Source organism: Actinomyces urinae (genome assembly GCF_900119695.1).
Classification (GTDB): domain Bacteria; phylum Actinomycetota; class Actinomycetes; order Actinomycetales; family Actinomycetaceae; genus Gleimia; species Gleimia urinae.
In genome coordinates this window covers 361893-387666 of record NZ_LT632547.1, presented here as the reverse complement: position 1 = coordinate 387666, position 25774 = coordinate 361893, and the positions used below count along the sequence as shown (strand labels likewise).

The 25774-nt window shown below is 56.0% G+C and carries 24 protein-coding genes; 17 read left to right on the top strand and 7 right to left on the bottom strand.

Going from position 1 to position 25774, the window contains the following annotated elements; all coding sequences use genetic code 11:
• Positions 1-5: 5 nt before the first annotated feature.
• The 9 genes from pgsA to miaA all read left to right on the top strand — a co-directional run bounded on the left by pgsA (position 6) and on the right by miaA (position 7580).
• Positions 6-623: a CDP-diacylglycerol--glycerol-3-phosphate 3-phosphatidyltransferase gene (gene pgsA, locus BQ7114_RS03065; protein WP_072341802.1), complete on the top strand. Its 618-nt coding sequence runs from the start codon at positions 6-8 to the stop codon at positions 621-623.
• 196 nt (positions 624-819) lie between these two features.
• On the top strand, positions 820-1152 hold the full coding sequence (locus tag BQ7114_RS08795; protein WP_034508007.1) for a helix-turn-helix domain-containing protein: 333 nt from the start codon (positions 820-822) through the stop codon (positions 1150-1152).
• A 4-nt stretch (positions 1153-1156) separates the two neighbouring features.
• The gene (locus BQ7114_RS03055) at positions 1157-1378 is read left to right on the top strand and encodes a DUF3046 domain-containing protein (RefSeq protein WP_072341796.1); all 222 of its coding nucleotides are present in this window, start codon (positions 1157-1159) and stop codon (positions 1376-1378) included.
• Positions 1379-1410: 32 nt separating this feature from the next.
• Positions 1411-2433 carry a diacylglycerol/lipid kinase family protein gene (locus tag BQ7114_RS03050; RefSeq protein WP_072341793.1) on the top strand — a complete coding sequence of 341 codons (1023 nt, stop codon included), beginning with the start codon at positions 1411-1413 and terminating at the stop codon, positions 2431-2433.
• A gap of 282 nt (positions 2434-2715) precedes the next feature.
• On the top strand, positions 2716-3819 hold the full coding sequence (gene recA, locus BQ7114_RS03045) for a recombinase RecA (RefSeq protein ID WP_072341790.1): 1104 nt from the start codon (positions 2716-2718) through the stop codon (positions 3817-3819).
• A complete protein-coding gene (locus tag BQ7114_RS03040) occupies positions 3819-4412 on the top strand; it encodes a regulatory protein RecX (RefSeq protein WP_072341787.1) in 594 nt (197 codons plus the stop codon). Before recA ends, BQ7114_RS03040 begins: the two co-directional genes overlap by 1 nt.
• Positions 4393-4992: a CinA family protein gene (locus tag BQ7114_RS03035; RefSeq protein WP_326844858.1), complete on the top strand. Its 600-nt coding sequence runs from the start codon at positions 4393-4395 to the stop codon at positions 4990-4992. Before BQ7114_RS03040 ends, BQ7114_RS03035 begins: the two co-directional genes overlap by 20 nt.
• A gap of 176 nt (positions 4993-5168) precedes the next feature.
• On the top strand, positions 5169-6671 hold the full coding sequence (gene miaB, locus BQ7114_RS03030) for a tRNA (N6-isopentenyl adenosine(37)-C2)-methylthiotransferase MiaB (protein ID WP_072341784.1): 1503 nt from the start codon (positions 5169-5171) through the stop codon (positions 6669-6671).
• Between the two features lie 9 nt (positions 6672-6680).
• Positions 6681-7580, top strand: coding sequence for a tRNA (adenosine(37)-N6)-dimethylallyltransferase MiaA (gene miaA, locus BQ7114_RS03025; protein WP_083431712.1), 900 nt, complete (start codon positions 6681-6683; stop codon positions 7578-7580).
• Here miaA and BQ7114_RS03020 read toward each other — a convergent pair.
• On the bottom strand, positions 7577-8185 hold the full coding sequence (locus BQ7114_RS03020; RefSeq protein WP_072341781.1) for a class I SAM-dependent methyltransferase: 609 nt from the start codon (positions 8183-8185) through the stop codon (positions 7577-7579). The genes miaA and BQ7114_RS03020 overlap by 4 nt on opposite strands.
• A gap of 68 nt (positions 8186-8253) precedes the next feature.
• On the opposite strand from BQ7114_RS03020, the gene hflX reads away from it, so the two are divergent.
• From hflX to BQ7114_RS03005, 3 genes are all read left to right on the top strand, one after another.
• On the top strand, positions 8254-9807 hold the full coding sequence (gene hflX, locus BQ7114_RS03015; RefSeq protein WP_072341778.1) for a GTPase HflX: 1554 nt from the start codon (positions 8254-8256) through the stop codon (positions 9805-9807).
• Positions 9804-11696, top strand: coding sequence for an ATP-dependent DNA helicase (locus BQ7114_RS03010; protein ID WP_072341775.1), 1893 nt, complete (start codon positions 9804-9806; stop codon positions 11694-11696). The genes hflX and BQ7114_RS03010 overlap by 4 nt, the downstream gene beginning before the upstream one ends.
• 125 nt (positions 11697-11821) lie before the next feature.
• Positions 11822-12811 (top strand): L-lactate dehydrogenase, encoded by a 990-nt coding sequence (locus BQ7114_RS03005; protein ID WP_072341772.1) that lies wholly within the window; start codon positions 11822-11824, stop codon positions 12809-12811.
• Positions 12812-12900: 89 nt separating this feature from the next.
• On the opposite strand, the gene lexA is transcribed toward BQ7114_RS03005, so the two are convergent.
• On the bottom strand, positions 12901-13581 hold the full coding sequence (gene lexA, locus BQ7114_RS03000) for a transcriptional repressor LexA (RefSeq protein ID WP_072341769.1): 681 nt from the start codon (positions 13579-13581) through the stop codon (positions 12901-12903).
• A gap of 172 nt (positions 13582-13753) precedes the next feature.
• Here lexA and BQ7114_RS08790 point away from each other — a divergent pair, with 172 nt between their 5' ends.
• Both BQ7114_RS08790 and nrdR read left to right on the top strand, forming a co-directional pair.
• Entirely contained in the window at positions 13754-14218 is a 465-nt protein-coding gene (locus tag BQ7114_RS08790) for a lytic transglycosylase (protein WP_083431711.1), read from the top strand.
• Positions 14219-14328: 110 nt separating this feature from the next.
• Entirely contained in the window at positions 14329-14778 is a 450-nt protein-coding gene (gene nrdR / locus BQ7114_RS02990) for a transcriptional regulator NrdR (RefSeq protein WP_070617516.1), read from the top strand.
• Positions 14779-14869: 91 nt separating this feature from the next.
• On the opposite strand, the gene BQ7114_RS02985 is transcribed toward nrdR, so the two are convergent.
• From BQ7114_RS02985 to BQ7114_RS02975, 3 genes are all read right to left on the bottom strand, one after another.
• Positions 14870-16759, bottom strand: a complete 1890-nt coding sequence (locus BQ7114_RS02985) for an AMP-binding protein (RefSeq protein WP_072341766.1) — start codon at positions 16757-16759, stop codon at positions 14870-14872.
• A 125-nt stretch (positions 16760-16884) separates the two neighbouring features.
• Positions 16885-18123, bottom strand: coding sequence for a phosphoglycerate dehydrogenase (serA, locus tag BQ7114_RS02980; RefSeq protein WP_072341763.1), 1239 nt, complete (start codon positions 18121-18123; stop codon positions 16885-16887).
• 56 nt (positions 18124-18179) lie between these two features.
• Complete coding sequence (locus tag BQ7114_RS02975) at positions 18180-20372, bottom strand: HelD family protein (protein WP_072341760.1); 2193 nt, start codon at positions 20370-20372, stop codon at positions 18180-18182.
• A gap of 238 nt (positions 20373-20610) precedes the next feature.
• Here BQ7114_RS02975 and BQ7114_RS02970 point away from each other — a divergent pair, with 238 nt between their 5' ends.
• A complete protein-coding gene (locus tag BQ7114_RS02970; RefSeq protein WP_072341757.1) occupies positions 20611-21642 on the top strand; it encodes a proteasome assembly chaperone family protein in 1032 nt (343 codons plus the stop codon).
• 69 nt (positions 21643-21711) lie between these two features.
• Here BQ7114_RS02970 and BQ7114_RS02965 read toward each other — a convergent pair whose 3' ends face one another.
• Positions 21712-22560, bottom strand: coding sequence for a spermidine synthase (locus tag BQ7114_RS02965; RefSeq protein WP_072341752.1), 849 nt, complete (start codon positions 22558-22560; stop codon positions 21712-21714).
• A 33-nt stretch (positions 22561-22593) separates the two neighbouring features.
• Between BQ7114_RS02965 and dinB the strand changes: the two genes are divergently transcribed.
• On the top strand, positions 22594-23847 hold the full coding sequence (gene dinB / locus BQ7114_RS02960; RefSeq protein ID WP_072341748.1) for a DNA polymerase IV: 1254 nt from the start codon (positions 22594-22596) through the stop codon (positions 23845-23847).
• A 105-nt stretch (positions 23848-23952) separates the two neighbouring features.
• Entirely contained in the window at positions 23953-24336 is a 384-nt protein-coding gene (locus BQ7114_RS02955) for a DUF3040 domain-containing protein (protein WP_072341745.1), read from the top strand.
• Positions 24337-24443: 107 nt separating this feature from the next.
• Here BQ7114_RS02955 and glgC read toward each other — a convergent pair whose 3' ends face one another.
• On the bottom strand, positions 24444-25682 hold the full coding sequence (gene glgC, locus BQ7114_RS02950) for a glucose-1-phosphate adenylyltransferase (protein ID WP_072341742.1): 1239 nt from the start codon (positions 25680-25682) through the stop codon (positions 24444-24446).
• Between the last annotated feature and the right edge of the window lie 92 nt (positions 25683-25774).

Sequence of the window (25774 nt, the reverse complement as noted above, 5' to 3'; positions counted from 1 at the left end):
TCGCGATGAATAGGGCGCAGATGGATGACAACGTCTCGCGTGTACACGAGGGCGAGAACATTTGGAATCTACCGAATGTTTTGACAATGGTCCGTCTTGTACTGGTCCCGGTTTTTATCATTCTGGTTCTGAACGGCTCGGTTGGCGCCATGTGGGCGGCCCTGGTGGTGTTCATTGTTGCTGCATTTACCGACCTGTATGACGGCAAGATTGCGCGCGAACGCGGTCTCGTGACTGATTGGGGCAAGATTTGGGATCCGATTGCCGATAAAGCACTAACACTCGGCGCGTTCGTGGTTTTATCAATCGCGGGTCTTGTTCCCTGGTGGTTCACAGCGATAGTGGCGGCGCGTGAGCTGGGGATTACATGGATGCGCTCCAGGTTGTTGAAACGCGGCGTAGTGGTTGCCGCGAATTCGGGCGGCAAGGCCAAGACCGTGTCACAAATGTTCTTAATCGTATTCCTGCTATTTCCCTGGGACTCGGTATCAGGTGTTAACAACGCCCTGTTTGATGTGACAGGTCTTGCGGTGGCGCGTTGGATTTTGATCGCTATTGCTCTGTTCCTAACCGTCTGGTCAGGCCTGCAGTATGTGATTGCTGCGGTAAAGATGAAGAAGTAACGCGCGTTTCAAACTGTGGAGAGGTATACGCCACTTTTGGGTTCGGAATATATTCTTGCGCCATCTGGTTTACCTTGATATGACGGCAAATAGTCTCGTTCCGCATTCGATACCTGGAGGTAGTGTGGGCAGTACCGCATCCACAAAGAGGGCTCCCTTACTGCGGGAGGGTGATGAAGCAAGGTACGGTACAGGTATGCAGAACAAAAGTGATACCAAGCCGCTCCTGAGGGAGCAGATTGGTGACGTTTTGCGCCAAATTCGCCGCACCCAAGGACGCACCCTTAGGGAGGTTTCTGCGGATGCGAAAGTCTCACTCGGATACCTATCAGAGGTTGAGAGGGGCCAGAAGGAAGCTTCTTCAGAACTCCTGATTGCGATTTGCGGGGCTCTTGGCGTACCACTTGCACTGGTGTTGCGCGAAGTTGCCAGCCGTATTGCTGCCCTGGAGTTTGTGGACGTCCCGACGGCTACTCCGGCTGCGCTGGTGGACGGTAGCTTGAGTGACCGGATCACGTTGTTGAGTTGATTGCATGACTGTCTCGGAGTTTTGGAAGAGCATCGAAGCCGTCTTTGGATCCTGCTACGGCAGGTCTATCGTTGGTGACCTCTTCCTGCCAAAACTGGGTGGTACTGCCGAGCAGGCGCTGATGAGTGGTTTGGATCCCGAAGTCATTTGGGATGAGTTGATCAGAGAAACCGACATGGGTGAAGAAGCCCGCTGGGTACACAGACGCGAGAAGGCTCTAAGGTAACTAGCCCGGGCTGTCCTCGAAAGGGTCCATACTTGCGCGCTCTAGAACACAGGTCGTGGGACCGGATTGAGTTTATTTACAATCCGCAGGCTGGAAATCGGCTAATTCGGCGCAATGTGGGCGTTGTTGCTAGTAAACTTGCCGAGATTTTCCCGTACGCTCACGTTCGTATCAGTCCAACTACTGGACCGGGGGATGCAACTGATCTTGCGCGCTCGGCCGTAAAAGAGAGTGGAAGCGACGTCCTCGTTGTCGTCGCAGGCGGTGATGGCTCCGTATCTGAGGCCGCCAATGGTCTGATCGGCTCCGAGGCGTCCATGTTGGTTTTGCCCTTCGGATCCGGAAATGACCTCGCCCGCACACTCTATGGTAGGCGGACGGTGACGCCAACCATGATCCTGGATGCGTTCAAACAGGAAGGCGCGTTTTCTGCTCCAATGGACGCCCTACACGTTTCGGGAAGCGTGAGGGATATCCGCGGCGCGCAGGTGCCCGAGTTTTCTTACTACAGCGTTAATGTCATTTCGATAGGACTGGATTCTAAAGTTGCAATCACAGCGGATAAGATCCAGCGCAAGATCCCGAACAGCTTGGGTATGAGCTACATGATCGGGATTGTGAACGCGCTTTCATCTGACCGTTCTTGGCGCATGCGAGCCACGATGGAACGTGATGGAAAGCGGGATGCGGTAGAGCGTGATTACGTTCTGTGTGCTATCGGTAACGCCCAGTATTACGGCGGCGGGTTCTTGCCGCACCCGGATGCAAAGATTAATGATGGCCTTGCGAACATTTTGACTGCGCGTCCGTTAAAGATTCTTGAGATAGCGAAGTTGCTGGGTAAGTTCCGACGTGGAGAAACGATCCCTGCAGGCGTCGCCACGTACGAGCAGGCTTCGTCTTTCTTGATAGAGGCTGTGGATAGCGAACTGGTACTTACGTTGGATGGCGAAGGCTACTTTGCGGACAGCGTTCGTGTAGACAATGTGCCAAATGCGCTGTCTGTAGCGCTGCCGTGCAGCTGGGGGATCCCGCCAGCTTTTCAAGCAAACTGAGGCAGTTCGGACAGGAGGAATCCGGCAACGCAGCCGCACGGCGGGCCACGAAATAGTGGCATAGATCCCAACGCCGCCTCGCGCGTCGAAGTGTCGAACACGTGTTCGGCAGTTAAGCTTGTGCACAGGTCATGCTCGCTTGGGTGCATCCACATCCAGGTGCTTTTCAAAAAGGATGTCCGTGGTCGGCCATAGCATGATTTACGTACCCGGAGAGGGAACACGTTTTTTCGACCAGCCCGGTAAAACGCGCGGAGAGCGCAGGATCTTGAAGGAGCTTAAATGGCCGTTGCACCCGATCGAAATAAGGCATTGGAACTTGCCCTGAGTCAGATTGATAGGCAGTTTGGTAAGGGTTCAGTTATGCGACTGGGGGACGATAGCCGTCCAGCAGTCAAAGTTATCCCTACGGGTTCGTTGGCGCTCGACGTAGCGCTTGGTGTTGGCGGTCTTCCGCGGGGTCGTGTAATCGAGATTTACGGTCCGGAGTCGTCTGGTAAGACCACGGTGGCGCTACACGCGGTTGCTTCTGCTCAGAAGGCCGGTGGAAACGCTGCGTTTATTGACGCGGAGCACGCTCTGGATCCCGAATATGCAAAGAAACTTGGGGTCGATACCGATGCGCTCCTAGTGTCGCAACCAGATACTGGCGAACAGGCCTTGGAAATCGCAGACATGCTGATCCGTTCGGGCGGTATTGACATCATCGTTATTGACTCTGTTGCCGCTTTGGTCCCGAAGGCGGAGATCGAGGGCGAGATGGGTGACTCGCACGTGGGTTTGCAGGCTCGCCTTATGTCGCAGGCGCTACGTAAGATTACGGGTGCGCTATCTGCCACGGGAACCACGGCTATCTTTATCAACCAGCTGCGCGAGAAGATTGGCGTATTCTTTGGGTCGCCGGAAACCACTACGGGCGGCAAGGCACTTAAGTTCTACGCGTCGGTGCGTATTGATGTGCGTCGTATCGAGACACTAAAAGAGAAGGGCAACCCGGTTGGTAACCGTACGCGCGCAAAGATCGTGAAGAACAAGATGGCGCCGCCGTTCAAGCAGGCGGAGTTCGATATCCTCTACGGCCTCGGTATTTCGCGTGAAGGTTCCATCATTGATATGGGTGTGGAAACCGGCATTGTTAAGAAGTCGGGCTCTTGGTTCACATACGGTTCGGATCAGCTTGGGCAGGGTAAGGAGAACGTTCGTACGTTCTTGAAAGATAATCCGGAGCTTGCCGACGAAATTGAGCATCGCATCCTTGTGGAGCTTGGTATTAGGCAAGAGGAAGCCCCCGCAGCTTCAAACGCTCAGGCTGATGATGCGCAGGCCGATAAAGGTGGTAAGAAAGCCAGCGCAAAAATTGATCCTGCTGAAGACGCCGGATTCTAATGGTTTCTTTCTACGATCCAGATGAGGGTCGCAAGAAGAAACGTATGGACTTCGAAGCGGCCCGGAAGCGTCGCGAGAAGCGACGCGAATGGGCCGCGAACCTGGAAGGCGAGCATGCTGTTTCGGCGGCAAAAGAGGCCGCTCTAAAGCAATTGGACAGGCAGGACCGTTCTCGCGGCGAACTGGTCAGCAAACTAAAAGAACGCGGTTTTCCACTTGAATCCATAGAGGTTGCTATAGACAGGCTGGAAGAGGCCGGTTTGGTGGATGACGAACGTTACGCGAGGATGCTGGTACGCACCCGGTTCAGTGAGCGTGGCCTCGTTGGCAGAGCTCTTGTAGAGCAGTTGCGCAAGAAACAGATTCCGCCTGCAATTATCGATGTTGCCCTGGAAGAAGTTGAACACGTTTCACTAGAAGAATCAGCGCGTGAGATAGTCGCTCGCCGCGCCCGGGCGATGTTAGGTTTAGAAAAACAACAGCAGGTGCGTCGCCTCACTTCCATGTTGGCGCGTAAAGGCTACCCATTGAATGTGTGCTACTCCGTAGTGAATCAGATTTTGCAGGAGCTAGATGCAGATGAAGATGAATGATGCAGAACTCCGCGAGAGCTGCACAAGTACTCTCGCGGAGCCAAATCTTCTAGATGCGAGTGCGATTAGCAGTACGGATGGCGTTCTCGCGGGCTTATCAGGTGATCACCCAGACAGTATGGCGTTTGCCTCTCAGATAGTTGAAAAGCTCACCTCCAAAGGCCATTCGGTAGCCACCGCCGAGTCGCTAACAGCTGGTCTAGTTAGCGCGGCCATTGCAGATATACCGGGTGCATCTAACTGTCTGTGTGGGGGCGTAACCACCTACCAGACGCATACTAAGGCAAGCGTTCTTGGCGTTGATGATGGTCTGCTACAGGCTAATGGTCCGGTAGATCCGGGTGTCGCACTCCAAATGGCAGCTGGAGTAGCGCGTCTATTTGGCTCAACCTTCGGCGTGGCAACAACCGGTGTTGCTGGGCCAGGGCCTGCGGAAGGGCACCCGGCCGGAACCGTGTACGTCGCGGTGTGGTCGCCCGCCCGATCTAACGCAGTCTTGTACCACTTTGAGGGAAGTCGAGCGAGCGTGAGAGCTCAGGCGGCCGAGGCCGCTCTAGCAGAGCTTTTGAAGCTCCTCTAGAGTGTATGCGAGGCTGCCGGTAGCCTTGCAGTACACAGTTTGAACCGGCTGCATGTCTCTCCTTTGTGATTGGTAACAATCCTACCGGTGTTCTCGGGTATTTCTAGGCGGTTCTGAGGCCAATCACGCAGGCCTCGGTTCGTTACTTTCATGCCGATTAACTACAATCTTGAACGATGAATACTACGCCACGCACTTATTTGATTCGCACGCTCGGATGCCAGATGAATGTCCACGACTCAGAGCGTATGGCCGGCCTGCTTGAAACCGAGGGGTACGTGCCAGTTGAGACCGTCCCGCAGGCGGCGGCGCGCGCCACTGAAGCGGGTGATGGGGGAGCCGATGTTGTTGTGATTAACACCTGCTCGGTTCGCGAGAATGCCTCCAACCGCCTGTTTGGTAATCTCGGTCAGCTTGCGCAGGTTAAGCGGGAGCGCCCTGACATGCAGATTGCGGTGGGCGGATGTTTAGCACAGCAGATGCGTGCAAAGGTAGTTGAGCGAGCTCCGTGGGTGGACGTGGTGTTCGGTACGCATAATATTGACGTGCTCCCTGCGCTGCTACGCCGGGCAGAGCACAATCGCAAGGCTGCGGTGGAGATTGAAGAATCGCTCAAGGTGTTTCCATCCACACTGCCCACTAAACGCGAGTCGGTCTACTCAGCCTGGGTTTCTATCTCGGTGGGTTGCAACAACACCTGCACTTTTTGCATCGTCCCGCATTTACGAGGCAAGGAGCGCGACCGCAGGCCAGGAGAGATTCTGGCGGAGGTCGAGGCGGTAGTTGCCCAGGGCGCGGTTGAGGTAACGCTTCTGGGACAAAATGTGAACTCGTACGGAGTTAGCTTTGGTGAGCGCGGCGCATTTGCTGATCTGCTACGCGCGGTTGGGCGCGTTGAGGGATTGGAGCGCGTGCGCTTCACAAGCCCGCACCCTGCGGCATTCTCTGACGATGTGATTGCGGCTATGGCGGAGACTCCGACGGTTATGCCGAGCCTGCACATGCCGTTGCAGTCCGGATCAGACCGTGTACTGCGAATGATGCGTCGCTCGTACCGGCGCGCAAAGTTTGAGGGAATTTTGGAGCGCGTGCGTGAGGCGATCCCTGACGCGGCGATCACCACGGACATTATTGTGGGATTCCCCGGCGAGACCGAAGAGGATTTCCAGCAGACTCTAGAGGTTGTTGAGAAGGCGCGGTTTAGCTCCGCCTTCACTTTCCTCTACTCGCCGCGCCCCGGCACCCCGGCAGCTGATATGGAAGATCAGGTGCCTCACGAAGTTATGCAGGACCGTTATGAGCGCCTCGTTGCGCTACAGGAGCGGATCACAACCGAGGACTCGAAGAAGTTTGAGGGCCGCGAGGTCGAGGTTTTGATTGTGGAGGATGGCGGCCGTAAAGATGGGGTACGCAATCGCGTGTCGGGTCGCGCCCGTGACAACCGGCTCGTCCACCTATCGCTTCCCGATGGCATCCACTACGGCAAGCAGTTGCGTCCGGGAGATATGGTGCGCGCAGTGGTGACGCACGCGGCTCCGCACCATTTGGTTGCAGATTCAGGCGTACAAGGTGGCATGTTTGAGATCATTCCAACTCGTGCGGGCCAAGTGTGGCATGAGCGACAAGAGAACCCGGACATGGCTAATCGGGTAAGCCTGGGCATTCCTATGTTGCGATAGGGCGAGGCTGTGTTGATAGGAATTGTAGGCGCTACGGCGTCGGGCAAATCTGGTTTGGCGCTCGATCTTGCGCGCGAGCTGGGAAGAGCTGAGATCGTGTCAATGGATGCATTTTCGCTCTACAAAGGCATGGATATTGGCACCGCGAAGCCTTCAGCCGCGGAGCGGGCCGAGGTCCCGCATCACCAGATCGATGTGCTAGACATTCACCAGGAAGCCTCGGTGGCGCAATATCAGGTTTGCGCGCGTGAGGACGTGCACGCTATCGAGCAGCGAGGCAACCGCGCAATCGCAGTGGGTGGTTCCGCGCTCTACATCCACGCTCTTTTTGACAAAATGGAGTTTCCAGGAACTGACCCGGTGGTGCGCGCGCGAGTGGAAGAGAGCCTGGAGCAGTGCGGTCAGGCGGCGCTATACCGCAAGTTGCGTGAACTTGACCCGAAGGCAACCGAATCGATCCACCCGAACGATCAGCGGCGGACAGTGCGCGCGTTAGAAGTAATTGAGTTGACCGGCCGGCCGTTTTCCGCAACTATGCCCAAGCGTGAGTTTGTGCGCCCCTCGATGTTGTTGGGAGTGCGCAGGAGTCTGGAGGAACTCGACGCGCGTATAGCCATTAGAACAGAAAATATGCTCGAGTCTGGTTTCGTGGGCGAGGTAGAAGAGCTAATGAGCCAGGGCCTTGCGAATACGCCAACCGCGGTGAAGGCAACCGGGTACCAGCCGATTATGTGCCACTTGGGCGGCGAAATAACGCTGGATGAGGCACACGAACTAATTGAGCTAACAACCCGCCAGTTAGTGCGAAAACAAATGAAATGGTTCCGCAGGGATGAGCGGATTAAGTGGATCGAGGGGAGCTCTAGCGAACTCCTTGAGCAGGCACTGGCTGTCGCGCAGGAGGGTTAACGGCAAACACGAATAATGCGGTAGCCCTTTTTCGAGTGAGCCTTCTCGGCTTGCCATCCCTGCTCGTTAAGCCACTTGATCAGCGAGTCGGCGCCCAGGTTGCGTGCAACTACCAGCCAGGCCTCGCCTTCATCGGAAAGTAGACCGAGCCACTTGGTGAGCATTTCTTGAAGTGCGGGCTTGCCAATCCGAATGGGCGGGTTTGACCAGATGAGGTCAAACTTAATGCCGTCGTTGGTGGCTTCTTCAAGCGCTTTATCGGCAAGCTGGGAAACGAGCTTGACCTGGTTGCGTTTGGCGTTCTTGCGGGTGAGGTCGAGGGCGCGTTGGTTGATGTCTACGGCCCAGATGGTGGCCTTTGGGCTAAGCTTGCCGAGCGTGACGCCAATGGGCCCCCACCCGCATCCAAGGTCCAGGAAGGTCCCGGTTTCGGGCGGCTCTGGAGCTTCGAGCAGGAGCGCTTTGGTCCCGAGATCCAGCTTGTGTGAAGAGAACACCGAATCTGATACGACCATGTCAAGGTGTACGCCGCGCACGTCCAGGATCAAGGGGCGCAACTCATCGACGGTTGCTTCGGGGCTGTTCGAAAAGTAATGCTTAGTCACGCTTATAGCGTAAGGGACGGGGGCGCCCTGTGGAAACTGCGTAGCAAAATGGCGGGCGTAATGGGAAAATGGCGGTGAGTCTAACGGGAGAACATGTGAAAGAACGCGATCGAGATCTGGACGTGCAGCGCGCCGAAGACGTTGTGGCGAGGGTACTGGCGCGCAGTAAGAGGCGTCCAGAGATGCAACGGGTTGAGGGCATGAGCCTCGCGGAGCGGGCAACATCGTTGCAATCCACGCGGGGCCAGGCAGAAAACAGTGCTGGTTCCTTGGAGCGTGAGGCGAGGGCAGGCACGCGCAGAGTGGCCTCGCTCTCCACGGAGCTTGAAGACGTCTCTGAGGTTGAGTACCGCCAGTTGCGTCTGGAGCGCGTGGTGCTTATCGGTATCTATAGTTTTGATGCAGGCGAGGCCGAAAACTCTTTGCACGAGCTTGCTGCGCTTGCCCAAACAGCTGGCTCGACCGTGCTGGACGGAGTGCTCCAACGTAGGGCAACTCCGGATCCGGCAACCTATTTGGGCTCTGGTAAGGCCAAAGAGCTGGCTCGCATCGTGGAGTCGGTGGGTGCAGATACGGTGATTGTTGACGGCGAACTTGCCCCGTCTCAACGCCGCGCTCTGGAGGACGTGGTGAAGGTCAAGGTGGTTGACCGCACGGCATTGATTCTGGATATTTTTGCACAACACGCCAAGTCTCGTGAGGGTAAGGCGCAGGTTGAGCTGGCTCAACTGGAGTATTTGCTTCCGCGTTTGCGCGGTTGGGGCGAGTCTATGTCTCGCCAGGCTGGTGGCCGCGTTGCGGGCGGTGAGGGTATCGGCTCGCGCGGGCCGGGTGAGACCAAGATAGAGCTGGATAGGCGTCGTATTCGCACGCGCATGGCAAAGCTGCGTCGCGAGATAAAAGAGATGAAGCCTTCGCGTGAGACACAACGCCATTCGCGCCGCGCAGGTGGGGTTCCATCGGTTGCGATTGTGGGCTACACGAATGCGGGGAAGTCGACGCTGCTGAATCGCATTACGGGAGCAGACGTGATGGTCCAAGACGCCCTGTTTGCCACTTTGGATCCAACCGTGCGCCAAGCGATAACTCCGGATAATCGCGTTTACACGCTGGTGGATACCGTTGGTTTTGTGCGTAATCTTCCCACCCAGTTGGTTGAGGCGTTTCGGTCAACGCTTGAGGAGGTCGCAGAAGCTGACGTGATTCTGCACGTCGTGGACGCGGCACACCCCGATCCGATTGGTCAGGTCCATACCGTTATGGAAGTTCTTAGCCAGATCGAGGGAGCCGGTGAAATCCCGCAGGTGTTGGCCTTGAATAAGGCGGATCTTGCAAGCCCGGAACAGGTTGCACTTTTGCGCTCTAAGTTCGCAAACTCCGTTGCAGTCTCCGCTAAAACCGGTGCTGGCATTACAGAGCTTGAACAACTCATTTCTGCCACCTTGCCACGTCCAAGCAAATACGTGGACGTGGTGGTGCCATATGCCGATGGTGACCTCGTAAATCGTTTCCATGAGATGGGCGAGATCGAAAAAGAGGAATATCTACCCGGCGGCACTCACCTGGTTGGACGTGTAGACGCGGATCTTGCGTACGAGCTTTCTCTTGTTGATGTGTCGTGAAGGATGATATTGAGCTCCTGTCTCGCGTGATTGAATCGTTTGGCGGCGACGTTCGCGAGGGGCAAAGAACAATGGTCGAGGCCGTCGCGGATGCCCTCCAAGATGATGCAACTTTGCTAATCCAGGCCGGCACGGGAACGGGTAAATCGTTGGGCTACCTGGTTCCCGCAATGCGCCGTGGACAAGAGAATGATGAGCGCATCCTGGTATCAACGGCAACACTTGCGCTACAACGCCAGATTCTTACAAAAGATGCTCCGCAGGTAAATGGCCAGTTGGATGATGAAGTTCGCGTTGCGGTGCTGAAAGGCTGGCGCAACTACCTGTGCTTACAAAAGGCGCAGGGCGGTTACCCCGATGAAGGCTTGTTTGACGAGGCTGACGTGGCTTCCGATACGGGGGCCGAGGTGGTGCGGTTGCGTGCGTGGGCGGAAGAGACGGAAACGGGTGACCGTGACGACCTTGTTCCCGGCGTGTCAGATAGGGCCTGGCAGCAGGTTTCGGTGGATACGCTCGAGTGCTTGGGGCAAACCTGCCCGATGCGCGAGGAGTGCTTCGCGGCGCGTGCTCGCGCGCAGGCTGAAGAAGCTCACATTGTGGTAACAAACCACTCGATGCTGGGCATTCATGCGGCCACGGAGAACATGGTGTGTGGCGAGTTCGATGCGCTAATCATTGATGAGGCCCACGACCTCGCGCGCATTATTAGGGGGCAGGCAACACTTTCATTGTCGGGCGCGATGGTGAATTATCGAGCTCGTAGAGCAGCTCGATACGCCCAGATTGATACGGGACGGTTGGAGGACGCGGCGCACAGTCTCGAGGCAGTGCTGGATGGCCTTGACGAGGGCCTGATTAGAACCCGCCCGGAACAGTTGCGTTCGGCTATGCGGGTGTTGGACTCGGGGATTCGCGGTGCACTGTCGGATTTGGAACAGTCAACGGTTGCGGGAGCTGAGCGCAAACTGGCGCTGGCCGCACTGAATGATTTGTCGCAGTTTTTGGACCGTTGGGACACGGATCCGCAGGCGGTTATTACCTGGATTTCGAGAAATGATGACGCGCGCACGTTCTTGAACTGTGCGCCCTTGGATGTAGCCGGTCCAATCGCAAGTCGGTTGCTTAGTGAGAAACCCGCGATTCTCACTTCGGCTACGTTGGAGCTGGGAGGATCCTTCGACGGCATCGCGTATGAGACGGGCGCGGCGTTTGCGGGCGGGGATCTGCGTAGCGAAAACGTTGGAAGTCCCTTCGATCCAGCGAGCCAGGGGATCTTGTATGTTGCCGCGCACTTGCCACCGCCTTCGCGCGGCGGAGTAAGCAGCGCGGTTTTGGACGAACTGGTGAACCTGGTCAAGGCATCCGGGGGAGGGGCGCTCGCCCTGTTCTCTTCGCGCGCTGCCGCGATTGAGGGTGCGCGCGTGCTGCGCGAACAAATCGACCAGGAGGTGTTCTTGCAGGGTGAGGATCAGCTCAGCACTCTTTTGCAAAAGTTCTCGCACGATGTTGATTCTTGTTTGGTAGGCACGCTGTCGCTGTGGCAGGGGATTGATGTTCGAGGACGTGCTTGCAGGCTCGTCACGATTGATCGGATTCCCTTCCCGGTTCCATCTGATCCGGTTGTTCAGGCAAGAACTGCACACGTGGCGAAGTCGGGTAGAAATGCCTTTCGTGAGGTTTCTTTGAATCATGCGGCGTTGCTGCTTAGCCAGGGTGCGGGCCGGCTGTTGCGTTCTGCTGATGATAGGGGAATGGTAGCAATCCTTGATTCTCGTATTGCAACGCGCTCGTATGGCAGTTATCTGATGCGATCCTTGCCGCAGATGTGGCCTACTCGCGATGGGGAGGTCGCGCGACAGAGCTTAGAGAATCTGCGTGCTCGCCGATAGGTTATGCTCCCTGCAAAAGCGAGAACTCGTGTGCGGTTAGGCTCACTCTTATTGGTTCTTCTATCCGGTTCACATTAACTGTGCTTGAATATTGATTAAGAAGAACTTTAAAGGAAGGTGCTACCTTGAACGCAGCGGTTGAATCCCTTTACCCCACTTCAGGTGGTGGGCGACCTTCGAAGATTGCGATTATTGGTGCCGGCGCGGTGGGTACCGCGGTTGCGTACGCTTGTGCGATGCGTGGTGATGCGCGCGATATCGTGCTGTATGACATTGATAAGGCAAGAGCGGAAGCCGAGGCGCTGGATATTGCACACGGCATTCAGTTCACGCCTGCCGGATCGGTTGAGGGCTCGAATGATATTGAGATCATCCGCGGCTCTGACCTTGTGATCGTTACTGCCGGCGCAAAACAGAAGCCGGGGCAAACGAGGATTGATTTGGCGGAGTCCACGGTTAACCTCATGCACACAATCGTTCCGCAAATCCTTGAGGCCGCGCCAGATGCTTACCACATGTACATCACCAACCCGGTGGATATCGTGACTTACGCGGCTTTGAAGATTTCTGGTCTGCCACGCAATCGCGTGTTCGGTTCGGGTACGGTGCTCGATACTTCTAGGCTTCGCTACTTGGTGTCTAGGCGCACGGGCGTGGCGATTAAGAATATCCACGCTTATGTTGCCGGCGAGCACGGCGATTCCGAGGTTGCTCTGTGGTCCTCTGCGGAGATTGGTAACGTGCCTCTTCGTCATTGGGGGCCAACCGTGGACGGTAGTCTGTTTGATGCTGATCTGCGCGACGAGATCGCCCATGAGGTCGTTAACTCCGCGTACCGAATTATCGAGGGTAAGGGCGCAACGAACTACGCGATTGGTCTTGCTGCTTCGAATATTGCTACTGCGTTCTTGCGCGATGAGAACAGGGTTTTGACCATCTGTTCGTTGCTTGAGGATTGGCACGGTATCTCGGATGTTGTGATGGCTGCCCCAACGCTGGTTGATCGCAATGGTGCTGGCCGTGTCCTCGAGCCGCCACTAACGCTTCGGGAGCGTGACGGGCTGACGGCGTCTGCAGAGCAGCTTCGTTCGGTAGCCAAGAGCTTGGGACTCTAGTTTGATGTTGCGCTGCATGTGCGGCGATAACGAATGAAAGTGGGCGGATCTAAATGATCCGCCCACTTTTCGTAGTCCGTACTTGTTGGCTAGATGGCGCGAATGACTGTTACTACCTTGCCCAGGATTGTGGCGCTGTTGCCCGGGATCGGATCAAAGTCTTTATTTCGAGGTAGCAGCCAAACATTAGATTTGTCGTGAGACAGCACTTTAACGGTGGCCTCACCGTCGATCATCGCCGCAACGATTTCGCCATCTTCGGCCGAAGGTTGCCTGCGCACCACCACGAAGTCGCCGTCACAAATAGCGGCCTCTACCATCGAGTCGCCGGATACCTCAAGGGCAAAAAGCTCACCGCGTCCGGTTAGTCGTTCCGGCAGAGTGAAAATGTCGTCCACGCTCTGTTCAGCGGTGATTGGGGCGCCTGCTGCGATGCGTCCAACCAGGGGAGCGGTTGTAGTGTCGCCATCGGTTGATTCGGAAATCGGGATGAACAAGGTGTCCGCATTCGTTGGCGTAGCGTCGCCGTCTTCTTCAGTAATGATTTCTATCGCGCGAGGCAGTCCGGGTGTACGGCGAATCAATCCGAGCTTTTCAAGTGAATCTAGCTGGTGTTTTGCAGATGAGGGGGCGGATAGGCCAACCAGTTCAGCGATTTCGCGTACCGAAGGCGGGTAGCCTCGCGTAGCTATGGACTCTTTTAGCACCTCAAGAACCTGACGCTGACGATCCGTAATAGCCCTTGATTTGCGACTGTTTTCGCTAGTCATGGTTCTCCTGTTCAAAATAAATGTCCGTGCCACCTGTTCGAATACTTGTAGACAGTTTAAACAAAAAATAACGATTTTGAAACATATGTTCGAGCGCGTCTCGACATCGCTCCCGCTTTGCGGTATCGTACAAGTGTTCGACGAACAGATGTTCTAATGGAAGGTGGATGACATGAGCGCACTGCAGATCCAACCCGAGCCGATTCTCGGGACCGAGGCCCCAAAACGGCCTCAGCTATACGTTGTGCCAGATCTTCCTCAAGAATCTGTCCAGTCTTTTAATGGCGGTATTGAATCTTCCGCTAGGCCCGCGGCAATGCGATCCCCCAAGGCAAGTGCCACGGGTCTAGCGGATACTCGTTCGGTAGGTGTCATTAAGGCTGCGGCATATTTGGCTGTAGCTACGTTGCTCGCAGGAATAGGCGCGGGTGTTGGCGTCCTGTTCCAGCCGTCGGTTGATCCTGCGAACACCCGGATCGCTGCGGTTCAGCAGGGTGATTCGCTTTGGTCTATTGCGGGCGAGCTAGGTATTTCCGATCGCTCAGTTGAAGATTTGGTTACCGACATTCGTATGCTGAACGATCTTGACACAAACACGGTAGTTCCAGGGCAGATGCTAACGGTACCAACTAAGTGATGGTGAGCAGGGTTGGCGTGTCTACAAAGGTGAGCGGCTGAGCGTTCCTCCTGCGTGTTATATGATCAGGGGCAAATAGTTCTACTGGTCTAGCTGATAGGAATACGCCTATGCACTGCCCGCTGTGTCACCATGACGACACTCGAGTGGTTGATACTCGCGTCTCAGAGGACGGTGCTTCGATCCGCAGACGCCGTGAATGCCAGCAGTGCAAACACCGATTCTCAACTCTTGAAACTTCTAGCTTTCTGGTGGAAAAGCGCTCTGGTGTAGTTGAGCCTTTTTCTAGGGAAAAGGTTATAGTCGGGGTTCGCAAGGCTTGCCAGGGGCGCCCTGTAGATAGTGACGCGCTTGCTCTTCTTGCGCAAAGGGTTGAGGAGCAACTTCGCGAATCGGGTCGAGCCACGGTTAAGGCATCGGAGGTCGGCAAGGCGATCCTGCCGTTCTTGCGGGAGTTGGATGTTGTTGCATACCTGCGTTTCGCGTCGGTCTACTCGGGGTATCAGTCCCTGGATGACTTCCAGGAAGCCATTGATTCTCTTCGCGCTGAAGGCAAGTAGGGAATACGTCCTCGTCTTAGCTCAACGGATCTGGTATTTGCTACTTCTTTATGTTGCTGGTGGATGGCTAGACCGCCAGCAACATTTGTTCTTAGTCTCGCTTTGTTTCCTGGGTTTCGCCCTCTGCTTCTTGCTGAGGCTCATCAGTGGATGAAGAAGCCAGGTTTTCAACGCGTTCGCGAAGGCGATCGGTAGCTTCCTTAGTTTGCGACTCCAACCGTTCTGAGAGGGCCTTCAGCTCCGTTGAAGCAACGGCGGCCCCCTCCCGTAGTTGTCCAACTAGATCTTGGCTGGAGAAGTCGAGCCTTCCTCCAGCTTCTTCAAGGTATTCGCGAACTTTGCGACGCATGACCTTGCCGATTTGCGAGCGGGGTAGCTCGCTCATTACTACGATGCGACGGGGGAGCGCGTAATGCGCTAGTGATTTTTCTGCCCATTTGCGCACGTCGTCGAGCGTGACGGTGGCGCCGGCTTCAAGAATGAGCGCGGCAACTACTTCCTCGCCGCGTTGAGCTTCTGGCAATCCCACAACGGCAACGTCGTCAACGCCTGGCATTGCCCGCACCGCATCTTCTACTTGGGATGGGAATACGTTGAAGCCGCCGGAAATAATGAGTTCTTTTTTGCGATCGGACATGACAATGAAGCCGTCTTCAACGCGGACCAGGTCCCCGGTGCGTAGCCAACCGTTATGGAAAGCAGTTTCGGTTTCTTCTGGGTTGTTCCAGTAACCTTTGAACACTTGCGGACCGCGGATGAGTAGCTCGCCAATTTCGCCTTCAGCAACGTCGGCGTCGAGATTGTCTTGGTCTGCGATTCGCACCTGCGTCGAGGGGAAAGGCAAGCCTAGTGTGCCAGGACGGCGCGCTGAAGAGAGTGGGGAGCCTACGGCTACGGGGGACGATTCGGTCATTCCGTAACCCTCAATCATGTAGCCACCGGTGGCCCGCTCCCACTGCGCTGCAAGTTCCTTCGATAAGGGCATGGCTCCAGAGAGCGTGAATTGGATGGAATTTAGGTCAGCATTCGTTTCTTCTGCTTTGGCAAGAAGCCTTGAAAACATGGGTGCAACGCCAACAAAGAACGTACAAGGAAGGCGCCTTTGGGCGTCTAAAACCATATCCACGTCAAATTTGGGGAAGAGTGCAAGGGTCGCGCCAAGTAGTATTCCACAGCACATCGCAATGGTAAATCCGTAGGCGTGGAATAGGGGGAGGATAACGTAGAACACTTCGGAACCGTCGTGCAGGGGAGTGACCCACGCTCGCGATTGCAACATGTTGGAAACGATCGAGCGTTGCGTGAGCATTGAGGCTTTCGGTACGCCCGTTGTGCCTCCGGTATGCATGAGCACAGCGACGTCGTCAATCTGAGCTACAGGAGCTGAACGGAGCGGAACAACATTGTTAACTGTAGCGTCGAAATCTTTGGCCCAGCTTGGTGTCTTGGCGCTCATCTGCGCTTTCTTGCGCTTGGCGGCAGCGATCGGCATGTTGATGAGCATGCGTGGACCAAGTGGTAGTGCCTTAGTTAGGTCAACGGTGAATACGTGATGGGGAGCAACACTTTCGATGTCGATGGATTTGAGCGAATTCTCCCAAATCACCAACACGTCGCATCCGGCGTCGCGAAGTTGGCGAGAGAGCTCCGCCTTTGGGGCAAGCGGGTTGGTCTCCACAACAATCGCGCCGATGGTGAGGGCGCCAAATACTGCGATGACGTGTTGTGGGCAGTTCGGAAGGGTGATGCCTACGCGGTCTTTGCGTCGCACTCCGCTGCGGGTGAATACTCGTGCGGCCTGGCGCACCTTGCGAGCCAGTTGTGCATAGGTCATTGTGGCGCCGAGGAAGTCGAGGGCGATCCGGTTCGGGTATCGCTTTGCCGTGGCAAACAGTACTTCGGGCAAAGTTTGGGTCGCTTCGGGTACAGTGTAGGCGACGCCTGCCGGATACTGTTTGCGTAGCTGTTCAGTCAGATTCATGATTGCTCAACTTCCTTGCCAATACTGTCTCTACTTACGTTACCGTAACTTTGGGTTTAGCTTGAGTTGAAACGAGCAAAAGAATAGCGGAGCGGGAGAATAATCCCGCCCCGCTGGTTATCCTGTTAGGCGTTTGTCGCAGGTGCTACGTCTTGCGTTGGCCTCCGCAGTACGCGCATGCGGATCGTGTCGTCCATTTCGTCGATAGATCGAACAGCTTCGATTGGAAGTTCGGAAGAAATGTCCGTGATCGCGTAACCGATGCCCGCGTTGGTACCAAGAATCTGGCCGTTGATGTTCGCGCCGTGCTCCGCAAATGTTTGGTTCACCAGGGCAAGCACGCCCGGCGTATTGCGATGAATGAGCGCAACGCGGTAGCGGGAAGACTGTGAGGGGGACAGGACGAGGTTCGGCATGTTTACCGACATGTCAGTGGACGCAGACCTCACGTAGTCCACGATCTTGTTGGCAACAAAGCGGCCGATGTCAAGCTGCGCCTCTTCTGTGGATCCACCCACGTGCGGCGTGAGGATTACATTGTCCATGCCAACGAGTGGGCTAGAAAATGGGTCGCCGTTCTTCTTGGGCTCAGCGGGGAATACGTCCACTGCAGCTCCAGCAAGGTGGCCGCTTTCCAGGGCCTCTACCAAGTCGTCAATATCGGATACGAATCCACGCGACAGGTTGATGAATAGGGATCCTGGCTTCATCATGTCGAATTCGCGTTTTCCAAACATAGCGGTGTTTTGCGGCGATCCATCCACATGAAGCGAGACAATATCGGCTTCGCGAAGCACTGCCTCCATAGTGGCCATTGGTTGGGCGTTACCCAGGGCAAGCCTTTCTGCGATGTCGTAGAAAATGACTTTCATGCCCAGAGCCTCAGCAAGTACCGAAAGCTGCGTGCCGATGTTTCCATAGCCAATAATGCCGAGTGTGCGGCCGCGAATCTCGTGGGAACCCGCGGCTGACTTATCCCAAACTCCCTTGTGAAGTAGGGAGTTGCGAACGGTTAGTCGGCGCGTGAGGGCAATGATTTCAGCGATGGCTAGCTCAACTACCGATCGTGTGTTGGAATAAGGCGCGTTGAAAATGGTGACGCCCTGCGCAGACGCTTGTTTCACGTCGATTTGGTTGGTGCCAATACAAAACGCGCCGATTGTGCAAAGCTGCGGGTTTGCTTTTAGCACCTTTTCAGTGACGTTGGTTTTGGAGCGGATGCCCAAGATTTCAAAGTCTTTGAGCGCGGATGTTAATTCGTCCTCATCCATGGCTCCGGTGTGAAAAACAGCTTCAATGTCGTGGGCCGCAAGAATCTCTTTGGCCACCGAATGTGGGTTTTCAAGTAGAAGTGCGCGTCTCATGTTCCTATCTTGACACTTTAAGAATCTGGTTGACAGAAAGTGCCGAAAGATGGACGTTATGCGAGTGCGTTTGGAAGTGGCGAGGACGAGGCTGCGTGCAACCGGTAGGTTGGGCGCGTGAGGGCCACGTATATGTCTCCGGGGGAATCGGTGATGATCTCGTTGGGTTCCCACAGGATCACGGTGTCGAACTCCAGGCCTTTGGCCTCGACCGGGGTGATTAGGCAGATGCGCTCGTCCAGGCTTGAGCCCCATCCGCAGGTCTCGCGCAGGTGGAGAATACTGGTAGGGGAGGCAATGACTGCAAGACGACCGTTTCCAGCGCCCACCCGTTCGCTCAGGGCTTCGTCCTCGGCCGTGACGATGGCTTGCAGTTCTTGGACGCTACCATCCGTCATTGTTCTCGCGTACGCGCCATCCACGTCTCTTGCAGCCACGAGGGGATAGTGTGCGGGCGTGCCGAGCTCATCCATTAGCGCATTCGCACGGTCGAGGATTGCGGCCGGTGTGCGATATGACACTGTGAGGATCTCTTCGCCCTGGTACGCGCGCATGGCGGGGCCGAGGACGTCACTCCATGACCGTGCGCGGTCGCTGGAGGATCGCTGGTCGAGGTCTCCGGTCACGGTAAACGAGCGCGAGGGGCATCGACGCAGTAGTGAGTTCCATGCTAGCGGGCTTAGCTCTTGAGCTTCGTCGACGATCACATGGCCGTAGGCCCACGTACGGTCACGTAGGGCACGTTGGCTGAGCGTCAGGTCGGAGCCTTGGTCAGCTGCACGTTCGGCAAGCATGGACGCAGACACCATCCCGTGGCCAAGGCCCATGGCGGCGATGGCTTCACCTGCCGCATCGATTTCTCTCTTGCGCGCCTGTTCTCGGGCGTGCGCGCTCGCGGATGCCGACGGCAAAGCTCCAAGCAATTCTTCTAGCTCGTCGAGGATGGGAATATCGCTTTCGGTTAGCGCTGATCCTCGAAGGCGGTGAATCGCAGCTCGCTCACTTTCGGTCAACTCCGGTGCCATCTGTTCAAGGAAAGCCCCGTTTGCGTACAGTTTTTCTAGTACTTGAAGGGCGGAGACGGGTAGCCAGGCAAGGTTGATTGCTCGGCGCGCATCCTTGGATCCGCGGATGTAGTCGTGATACCACGAGAGGTGTTCGCTCGCGCCCACCTGCTCGTTCATTTGGCGAGCAAGATCATCCATGAGTTCGAGTGCAAACCCCTCCCACGCCTGGTTGTGGGGTTTGCCTGATCGACGGGCGGATGCACGGGCGGCTTTAACTGTTTCGGATCGCAGGGTCACGCGGTAGGAAGCAATATTAAGCGGAGTGTCGTTGGGGACGCGCTCAAAGCTGCGCACCGCGCGTTTTGCTATGTCCACCCACGCCATGCGTCCCTTTATCTCACGCGCTTGGGCAGATTCGTGAGCGCTCGCGGAATAACCGGGCAGGAGCCGTCCGATAGTGGTGGAGACAACTCCATTTTCGCCAAGAGAGGGCAGTACCTGGTCTATGTAACGCAAGAATATGTTGGATGGGCCTACGATGAGCACGCCGGAGCTTTCTAGACGGGCGCGCTCGGCGTAGAGCAGGTAGGCGGCACGGTGTAGTGCGACGGCGGTTTTACCTGTGCCCGGGCCGCCTTGGATCACGAGCAAGCCGTCCGATCCTCGCCTAATGATGGCGTCTTGCTCGGCCTGAATGGTGGACACAATGTCGGACATTTGCCCATCTCGCGCTTCAGATAGCGCCTGCATGAGGGCGCCTTCGCCTTGGAAAACAAGCTTCCCATCGGTTTTGGAATCGGTGTTCAACAGTTCATCTTCGACGCCTATCACGGTGCGGCCACGGGTGCGGATGTGACGGCGGCGTACCACGCCCTGCGGGTTGGCTCCGGTGGCTTGATAGAAGGGACGTGATGCCGGGGCTCGCCAGTCGATAAGAATCTGGTCTCCGCCTTGGTCGCGTAGTCCGATGCGGCCGATGTAGCGAGTGGAATCATCGGTGTCGTCGATGCGTCCAAAAACGAGGCCGTCTACGATGGATTCGAGGCGGCTGGCTTCGTCTCCCCAGTGCGCGGCAAATGCGTCGCGTTCGGTAAGGGCTTGTGGTGTGTTACGCCATTTCGAGGCTTCTGCAGTGCGCTGGTGTTCGCGGTAGCGTATGCGCAGTTCGTCGAGAACTCCGTAGGCGGTGTCTACGAAGTCTTGTTCTTTGCGCAGTTCCTCGTTCAAGGCATCAGATTGCAACGGGAGGTCCTTACCTGGTGCTGATTTGGGCGTTAGATAATTATCACTCAATTTGGAGGCATTTTCGACTTAATTCCCTTTCTTGGAGCGTGGGCTTGGTCATTTATGCGTTTAGCTAAACTCGTGTGTCGGCTGCCGGGGAATAATAGCGTACGAAACGCGTTAGTAGTTTAAGGAAACGAATTTTAGTGGCAGTTGCTAGGCTTAGGTGTAGGGATGCCAAGAAGGAAGGAGGGCAATGTTGGGTGATAGGGATTTTGAGTTGCTGAATTTTGAGCAGGATGTAAATTTCCATGCTCCGATTTTGCTCAGCCACCTTGTTGGCGCAACGGATGCTGGAGATGCCGGTGGTCTGGTGGTTTCACAGATGCTTGCGTCTTTGCCGGTTACGCGCGTTGCCACGTTTGATGCGGATAGCTTGCTGGATTACCGCTCGAGCCGTCCGACGGTGACTATAGATAATTGGCACGTTACTGGAGTGGACGTGCCCCAGATTGCTATAGACCTTGTGCAAGATGACAAGGGAACCCCCATTTTGTTGATGCACGGACCGGAGCCGGACACGAAGTGGCAGGCGTTTGCAGATGAGGTCGCAGAGTTTGCGCGCGAGGCCGGTGTGGAGATTCTGGTCTCGCTAACGGGCATGCCGGCGGCGGTGCCACACACCCGCCCAACCATGGTGCACCTGCAGTCCACGGATGCTGACTTGATTGGAGGGCAGCCAAAACTTGCGGGCGGACCGGTGCAGTTCCGGTCTTCGGTAAACACGTTCTTACAGCATTCTTTGTCGCAAGAGGGAATCGAGGGCGTGTCGTTCCTCGCAGCTGTGCCCTACTACATGGCGAACATGGAGTATCCGCAAGCCTCCCTTGCTTTGCTCGAACGCATGTCATCAGTGTTCGGTCTCACGCTACCTACAGGCAACATTGAGGCCAGTACACAGCTAGTGAATGACCAGCTCACTAATCTCGTGGTGGAAAACGAGGAAGTAGTGGGTTTGGTTGGTCAGCTAGAGCAGCAGTATGACGAGGAGATTGACGACTCGGTGAAGAAGATCGCCAGTTTCCCGACTCCGTCTGATTTTGTGTTTGGAGCTGGCGATTCGGTCACGGATTCTGACCAGGTGGTTGATACGGATGCGTTGGCAGCCGCGATCGAACAGTTCTTGGCACGCACCGACAACATTGATGCGCCCGTGCAGGTAGAGGAAGATCCGTCGGTTCCAAAACCGCGGCATCGCACCCCGAAGCCATGGGAGAAAGAAGCGTAGTTCTCGCGGTCTGTAGCTTGCGCGCGAAACGCGAATGCTTATTTTTGACGGTTGCGGTAGGGCGGTGATCTACCGCAACTTTAGTATGGGCGCGCTGCGCGCCCAGTGCGCGCTGTCGTTCTTACTGAAGTAGCGCGGGGTAAGGGGAAGGCGGCGGATGAGGCGCTGCAGTTCGCTCCATTTCAAGTTAACGTCCTCATCCGTGCCTGCGGGCTTATAGGCAACGATGACTACGTTTCCGCGCCTGCCTCCGGTGAAGATGCGTCCTTCGGTAATGGTAGAGACCTGGTTGAAAACTGCGAGCGCCGCTGATAGGTCGTTGCGCGCATCATCTCCACTGCCCCCGTGCACGCAGTTGACAAGAAGGAGGCCGCCGGGCCGAAGCACCTCGTAGGCCTTTTGATAGAACTCTAGGGTGCGTAGAGGCGTGGGGGTCTGCGCGCCGGTGAAAACGTCGCGCACTAGGACGTCGAAGCGTTCGGGGCGCATGGCTCGCAGTTCTTGAAAGGCTTCGCCCTCGCGAATTTTGAGGTGCGGGGCGCGCGGCAGGTCAAAAAGCTCGCGCATGGCGGTCGTAAGTTGCCCGTTTAGCTCCACCACGGTTTGTTTTGAGCCGGGCCGCAGGTGATGCCAGGCGAGCGGAAGGGCGCACGCGGCGCCTCCCAGGTGGAGGGCTTCAAGAGGGCGACCGGGCACGAACGCTTCGATGGCGGCGGTCATTTGCTGCATGTATTCGAACTCAAGCAGCGTGGGATCGAGTAGGTTGATAGAAGAAGATTCGTAGGTGTCTAGGTAGACGGTTGCGAGCTGTTGGTCGACAACGATTTCAACTTCGGTGCCGCCAGCATCGAAAGTCAGTCCATTCTTGAGGGTGAACTTTTCGGCCGCATGGTTTTGAACGCCGCGTTTTTTCGCCATGCTGTAGACGTTACAACATTTTGAGGGAGGGCCATGTCGAAGGCGCCACGTTCCGCCGCTGCGAAGCGGGATTGGGGTAGTGACGATACCGGTTGCAACATTTTGCATGTCGATATGGATTCTTTCTTCGCGTTGGTGGAGGTGTTGGAAGATCCCGGTTTACGGGGAAAGCCACTCATCGTGGGAGGTCGGGGTAATCGCGGCGTAGTTACTTCCGCAACGTACGATGTTCGCGCTCTTGGGGTGCATGCGGGAATGCCGATGGCGCAGGCGCGCCGCAGGGCTCCCAGCGCGGTTGTGGTCTCCGGCCGCAGGGAAGTGTATTCGCAGTATTCGACTCGAGTTATGGAGATTTTGCGTTCCATCACTCCGGCTGTGGAGCAGATAAGTATTGACGAGGCATTCCTCGATGTCTCGGGGTCCGTGCGGCGGTTGGGAAGCCCAACAAGAATCGCGCAGCTTATCCGCGAGCGCGTGCGAGGTGAGATTGGCCTGGTGGCTTCCGTAGGTATTGCGACTAATAAGTCGGTGGCAAAAATTGCGTCGAGTCATGCAAAGCCGGATGGTGTCTTACTCATTCCGCAGGATCGAACGGTCGACTTCTTGCATGAACTACCTGTCGGCGCCCTGTGGGGTGTTGGAGGACGAACCCAGCAGGTGCTTTCCAAAAACGGCATAGACACGGTGGCTGATCTTGCGAATTACTCTTTGACCCGTTTGGATAGGCTTCTCGGCGTGGCTTCATCGAGACGGCTACACGACCTCGCGTGGGGGATCGATCCACGCAAGGTGCACGTGCACCGCCCAGAGAAGTCGATTGGTACAGAAACGACGTTTGGGGAAGATATTTCAGATCCTGAGATTTTAGAGCAGGTTCTCCTCGAACAATCTCACGACAATGCACGACGTTTGCGGGCGGCCAAAATGGTTGCGTGGACTGTAGCTATCAAGGTGCGCGCAGCTGACTTCCACACGGCCACGCGGTCCCAAACTTTATCGAGTCCAACAGATGTAGGCATGGACATAGCGAGGGCGGCGCGTAACCTGTTTCGCGCATACGGAGTACCAAATGGAGGTGTGCGCCTGATCGGAGTACGTACCGAAAACCTGCAGGAGAGGGCGCAGGGAGTTGCGATCACGCTAGATGATGACGGCCGAGCCAGAACAGCTGAGCGAACCATGGATGCGGTTAAAGCGAAATTCGGAATTGATGCGCTGCGCCCTGCCACTCTGATTGAAAAACGACCGCGCGGAAATGATACCGACGGCACTAAAACCGAACCGTGAATCAATCGCTGCACGCAACTTCAGTTAGTAAATGCCGCGGTCACACTTTAGTATTGAACTAGACAATCAGAGTTGATCGTTTTAGCGATGACACGGAGGTGAAAAATGGCACTTTCAGACCAGGAACGTCAGATCCTCGAGCAAATGGAACGCGAGCTTCGCATCCAAGATCCAGATCTCGCATCGACCATGTCTTCGCAATCAGCGCCTAAGGCTATTCGAGTACGTAAAACGTATTCTCCTCGCCGAGTTGCTACGGGCATAGTTTTAGCCGTGGTTGGATTGATCCTTCCGTTGGTAGGCATCTCGGTTGGGCCCACGTGGCTAGCCGTTTTGCTGGGTGTTGCCGGCTTTGCCTTGATGCTCGTAGGCGTACTTATGATTGCCATTCCCACTGAAGCGGGCGACGCGTCAACGGGCGACTCCGTGAAATCAAAATCGAATTTCATGGACCGCCAGCAACAAAAGTGGGACCAGCGTAAAAAGTAGCCGTGCCTATCTGAAAGCACCATCCGCACACAGGCGGCGGCAACCTCCAGAAAGCCCGCATATCAAAAAGGTGGTGGAGAGCGTTTCGCTCTCCACCACCTTTACTCTTATGCCTTCTTCTTGATCACATAACCCTTTGGTACCACGGTGATACCAGACTCTGTAACCGTTAGGCCGCGTTCGCGGTCGTAGTCCAGGTCAACGCCTACCTCGGCTCCATCTTCAACTATCACGTTCTTATCCAAGATGGCTTTCGAAACGATAGCGTTGCGACCGATGCGGCATCCATCCATCACCACGGAGTCAAGGATTCTCGCCCACGAGTGTACGTATACGCCGGGGGAGAGGATCGAGTGAACAACCTCGCCGCCTGAGATGATTACGCCCGGCGAAATGAACGAGTCGAGGGCGTGTCCGAGGCGGCTGGTCTCGGAGTACACAAACTTGGCCGGGGGAAGGTGTCCCGGAATTTGCGTAAGCGTTGGCCAATCGAGGTTGTACAGATTGAAGATCGGGTGAACCGAGATTAGGTCCATGTTCGCGTCGTAGAACGCGTCGAGGGTACCAACGTCACGCCAGTAGTCGGCGTCGCGTTCGGTGGATCCGGGAACCACGTTGTCAATGAAGTCATAAACGCCGCAACCACCATTTTCTACGAACCAGGGCACAAGGTCGCCGCCCATATCGTGGTTGGAGTCGGGGTTTTGTGCATCCTCGCGCAACGCTTTTACTAGCTCTTCTGTGGTGAACACGTAGTTGCCCATGGATGCGAGGAAGCTGTTCGGATCATCCGGTAGTCCCTCGGTGGTCTCGGGCTTTTCCAGGAACTCGGTTACGCGACCATTCTCGGATTTGATTACACCAAAAGAGGGGGAGAGCTCTAGCGGCTGGCGAATACCAGCAACGGTGCACGGCAGGCCAGAGGCAATATGGTGATCCACCATCTGCGAGAAATCCATGCGGTAAATATTGTCCGCACCAACGATTACTACGTAATCGGGGCGTTCATCTTCGATGGTGTTGAGGGACTGGTAGATGGCGTCAGCCGATCCTTGGTACCAGTGCTCGCCACGTCTCTGCTGGGCGGGGACCGGCGCCACGTAGTTGCCCAGAAGAGTGGACATGCGCCACGTTTTGGTTATGTGACGGTCCAAAGAGTGAGACTTGTACTGAGTTAGAACCACAATCCGCAAGTAACCGGAGTTCACAATATTCGACAGTGCGAAGTCAATGAGGCGGAAATGTCCACCAAAAGGTACGGCCGGCTTTGCGCGGTCGTCGGTGAGGGGGCGAAGTCTGCTGCCTGCGCCGCCAGCAAGAACAATTGCAAGTACGTGTTTAGCCATGTCTTAAGGGTATCCGTGACGAACCGCTCTCGTCAGCACATTCGCTTCGATATTGTGGAGATAGCGAATGTTGTTCACTCGTTTCGTTAAAT

Bases quoted from the DNA above. Each gene is read 5' to 3' on its own strand.
- pgsA (WP_072341802.1), top strand. From the start codon at position 6: ATGAATAGGGCGCAGATGGATGACAACGTCTCGCGTGTACACGAGGGC.
- BQ7114_RS08795 (WP_034508007.1), top strand. From the start codon at position 820: ATGCAGAACAAAAGTGATACCAAGCCGCTCCTGAGGGAGCAGATTGGT.
- BQ7114_RS03055 (WP_072341796.1), top strand. From the start codon at position 1,157: ATGACTGTCTCGGAGTTTTGGAAGAGCATCGAAGCCGTCTTTGGATCC.
- recA (WP_072341790.1), top strand. From the start codon at position 2,716: ATGGCCGTTGCACCCGATCGAAATAAGGCATTGGAACTTGCCCTGAGT.
- BQ7114_RS03040 (WP_072341787.1), top strand. From the start codon at position 3,819: ATGGTTTCTTTCTACGATCCAGATGAGGGTCGCAAGAAGAAACGTATG.
- BQ7114_RS03035 (WP_326844858.1), top strand. From the start codon at position 4,393: ATGCAGATGAAGATGAATGATGCAGAACTCCGCGAGAGCTGCACAAGT.
- miaB (WP_072341784.1), top strand. From the start codon at position 5,169: ATGAATACTACGCCACGCACTTATTTGATTCGCACGCTCGGATGCCAG.
- hflX (WP_072341778.1), top strand. From the start codon at position 8,254: ATGGCGGTGAGTCTAACGGGAGAACATGTGAAAGAACGCGATCGAGAT.
- lexA (WP_072341769.1), bottom strand. From the start codon at position 13,581: ATGACTAGCGAAAACAGTCGCAAATCAAGGGCTATTACGGATCGTCAG.
- BQ7114_RS08790 (WP_083431711.1), top strand. From the start codon at position 13,754: ATGAGCGCACTGCAGATCCAACCCGAGCCGATTCTCGGGACCGAGGCC.
- nrdR (WP_070617516.1), top strand. From the start codon at position 14,329: ATGCACTGCCCGCTGTGTCACCATGACGACACTCGAGTGGTTGATACT.
- BQ7114_RS02985 (WP_072341766.1), bottom strand. From the start codon at position 16,759: ATGAATCTGACTGAACAGCTACGCAAACAGTATCCGGCAGGCGTCGCC.
- serA (WP_072341763.1), bottom strand. From the start codon at position 18,123: ATGAGACGCGCACTTCTACTTGAAAACCCACATTCGGTGGCCAAAGAG.
- BQ7114_RS02970 (WP_072341757.1), top strand. From the start codon at position 20,611: ATGTTGGGTGATAGGGATTTTGAGTTGCTGAATTTTGAGCAGGATGTA.
- BQ7114_RS02965 (WP_072341752.1), bottom strand. From the start codon at position 22,560: ATGGCGAAAAAACGCGGCGTTCAAAACCATGCGGCCGAAAAGTTCACC.
- dinB (WP_072341748.1), top strand. From the start codon at position 22,594: ATGTCGAAGGCGCCACGTTCCGCCGCTGCGAAGCGGGATTGGGGTAGT.
- BQ7114_RS02955 (WP_072341745.1), top strand. From the start codon at position 23,953: ATGGCACTTTCAGACCAGGAACGTCAGATCCTCGAGCAAATGGAACGC.
- glgC (WP_072341742.1), bottom strand. From the start codon at position 25,682: ATGGCTAAACACGTACTTGCAATTGTTCTTGCTGGCGGCGCAGGCAGC.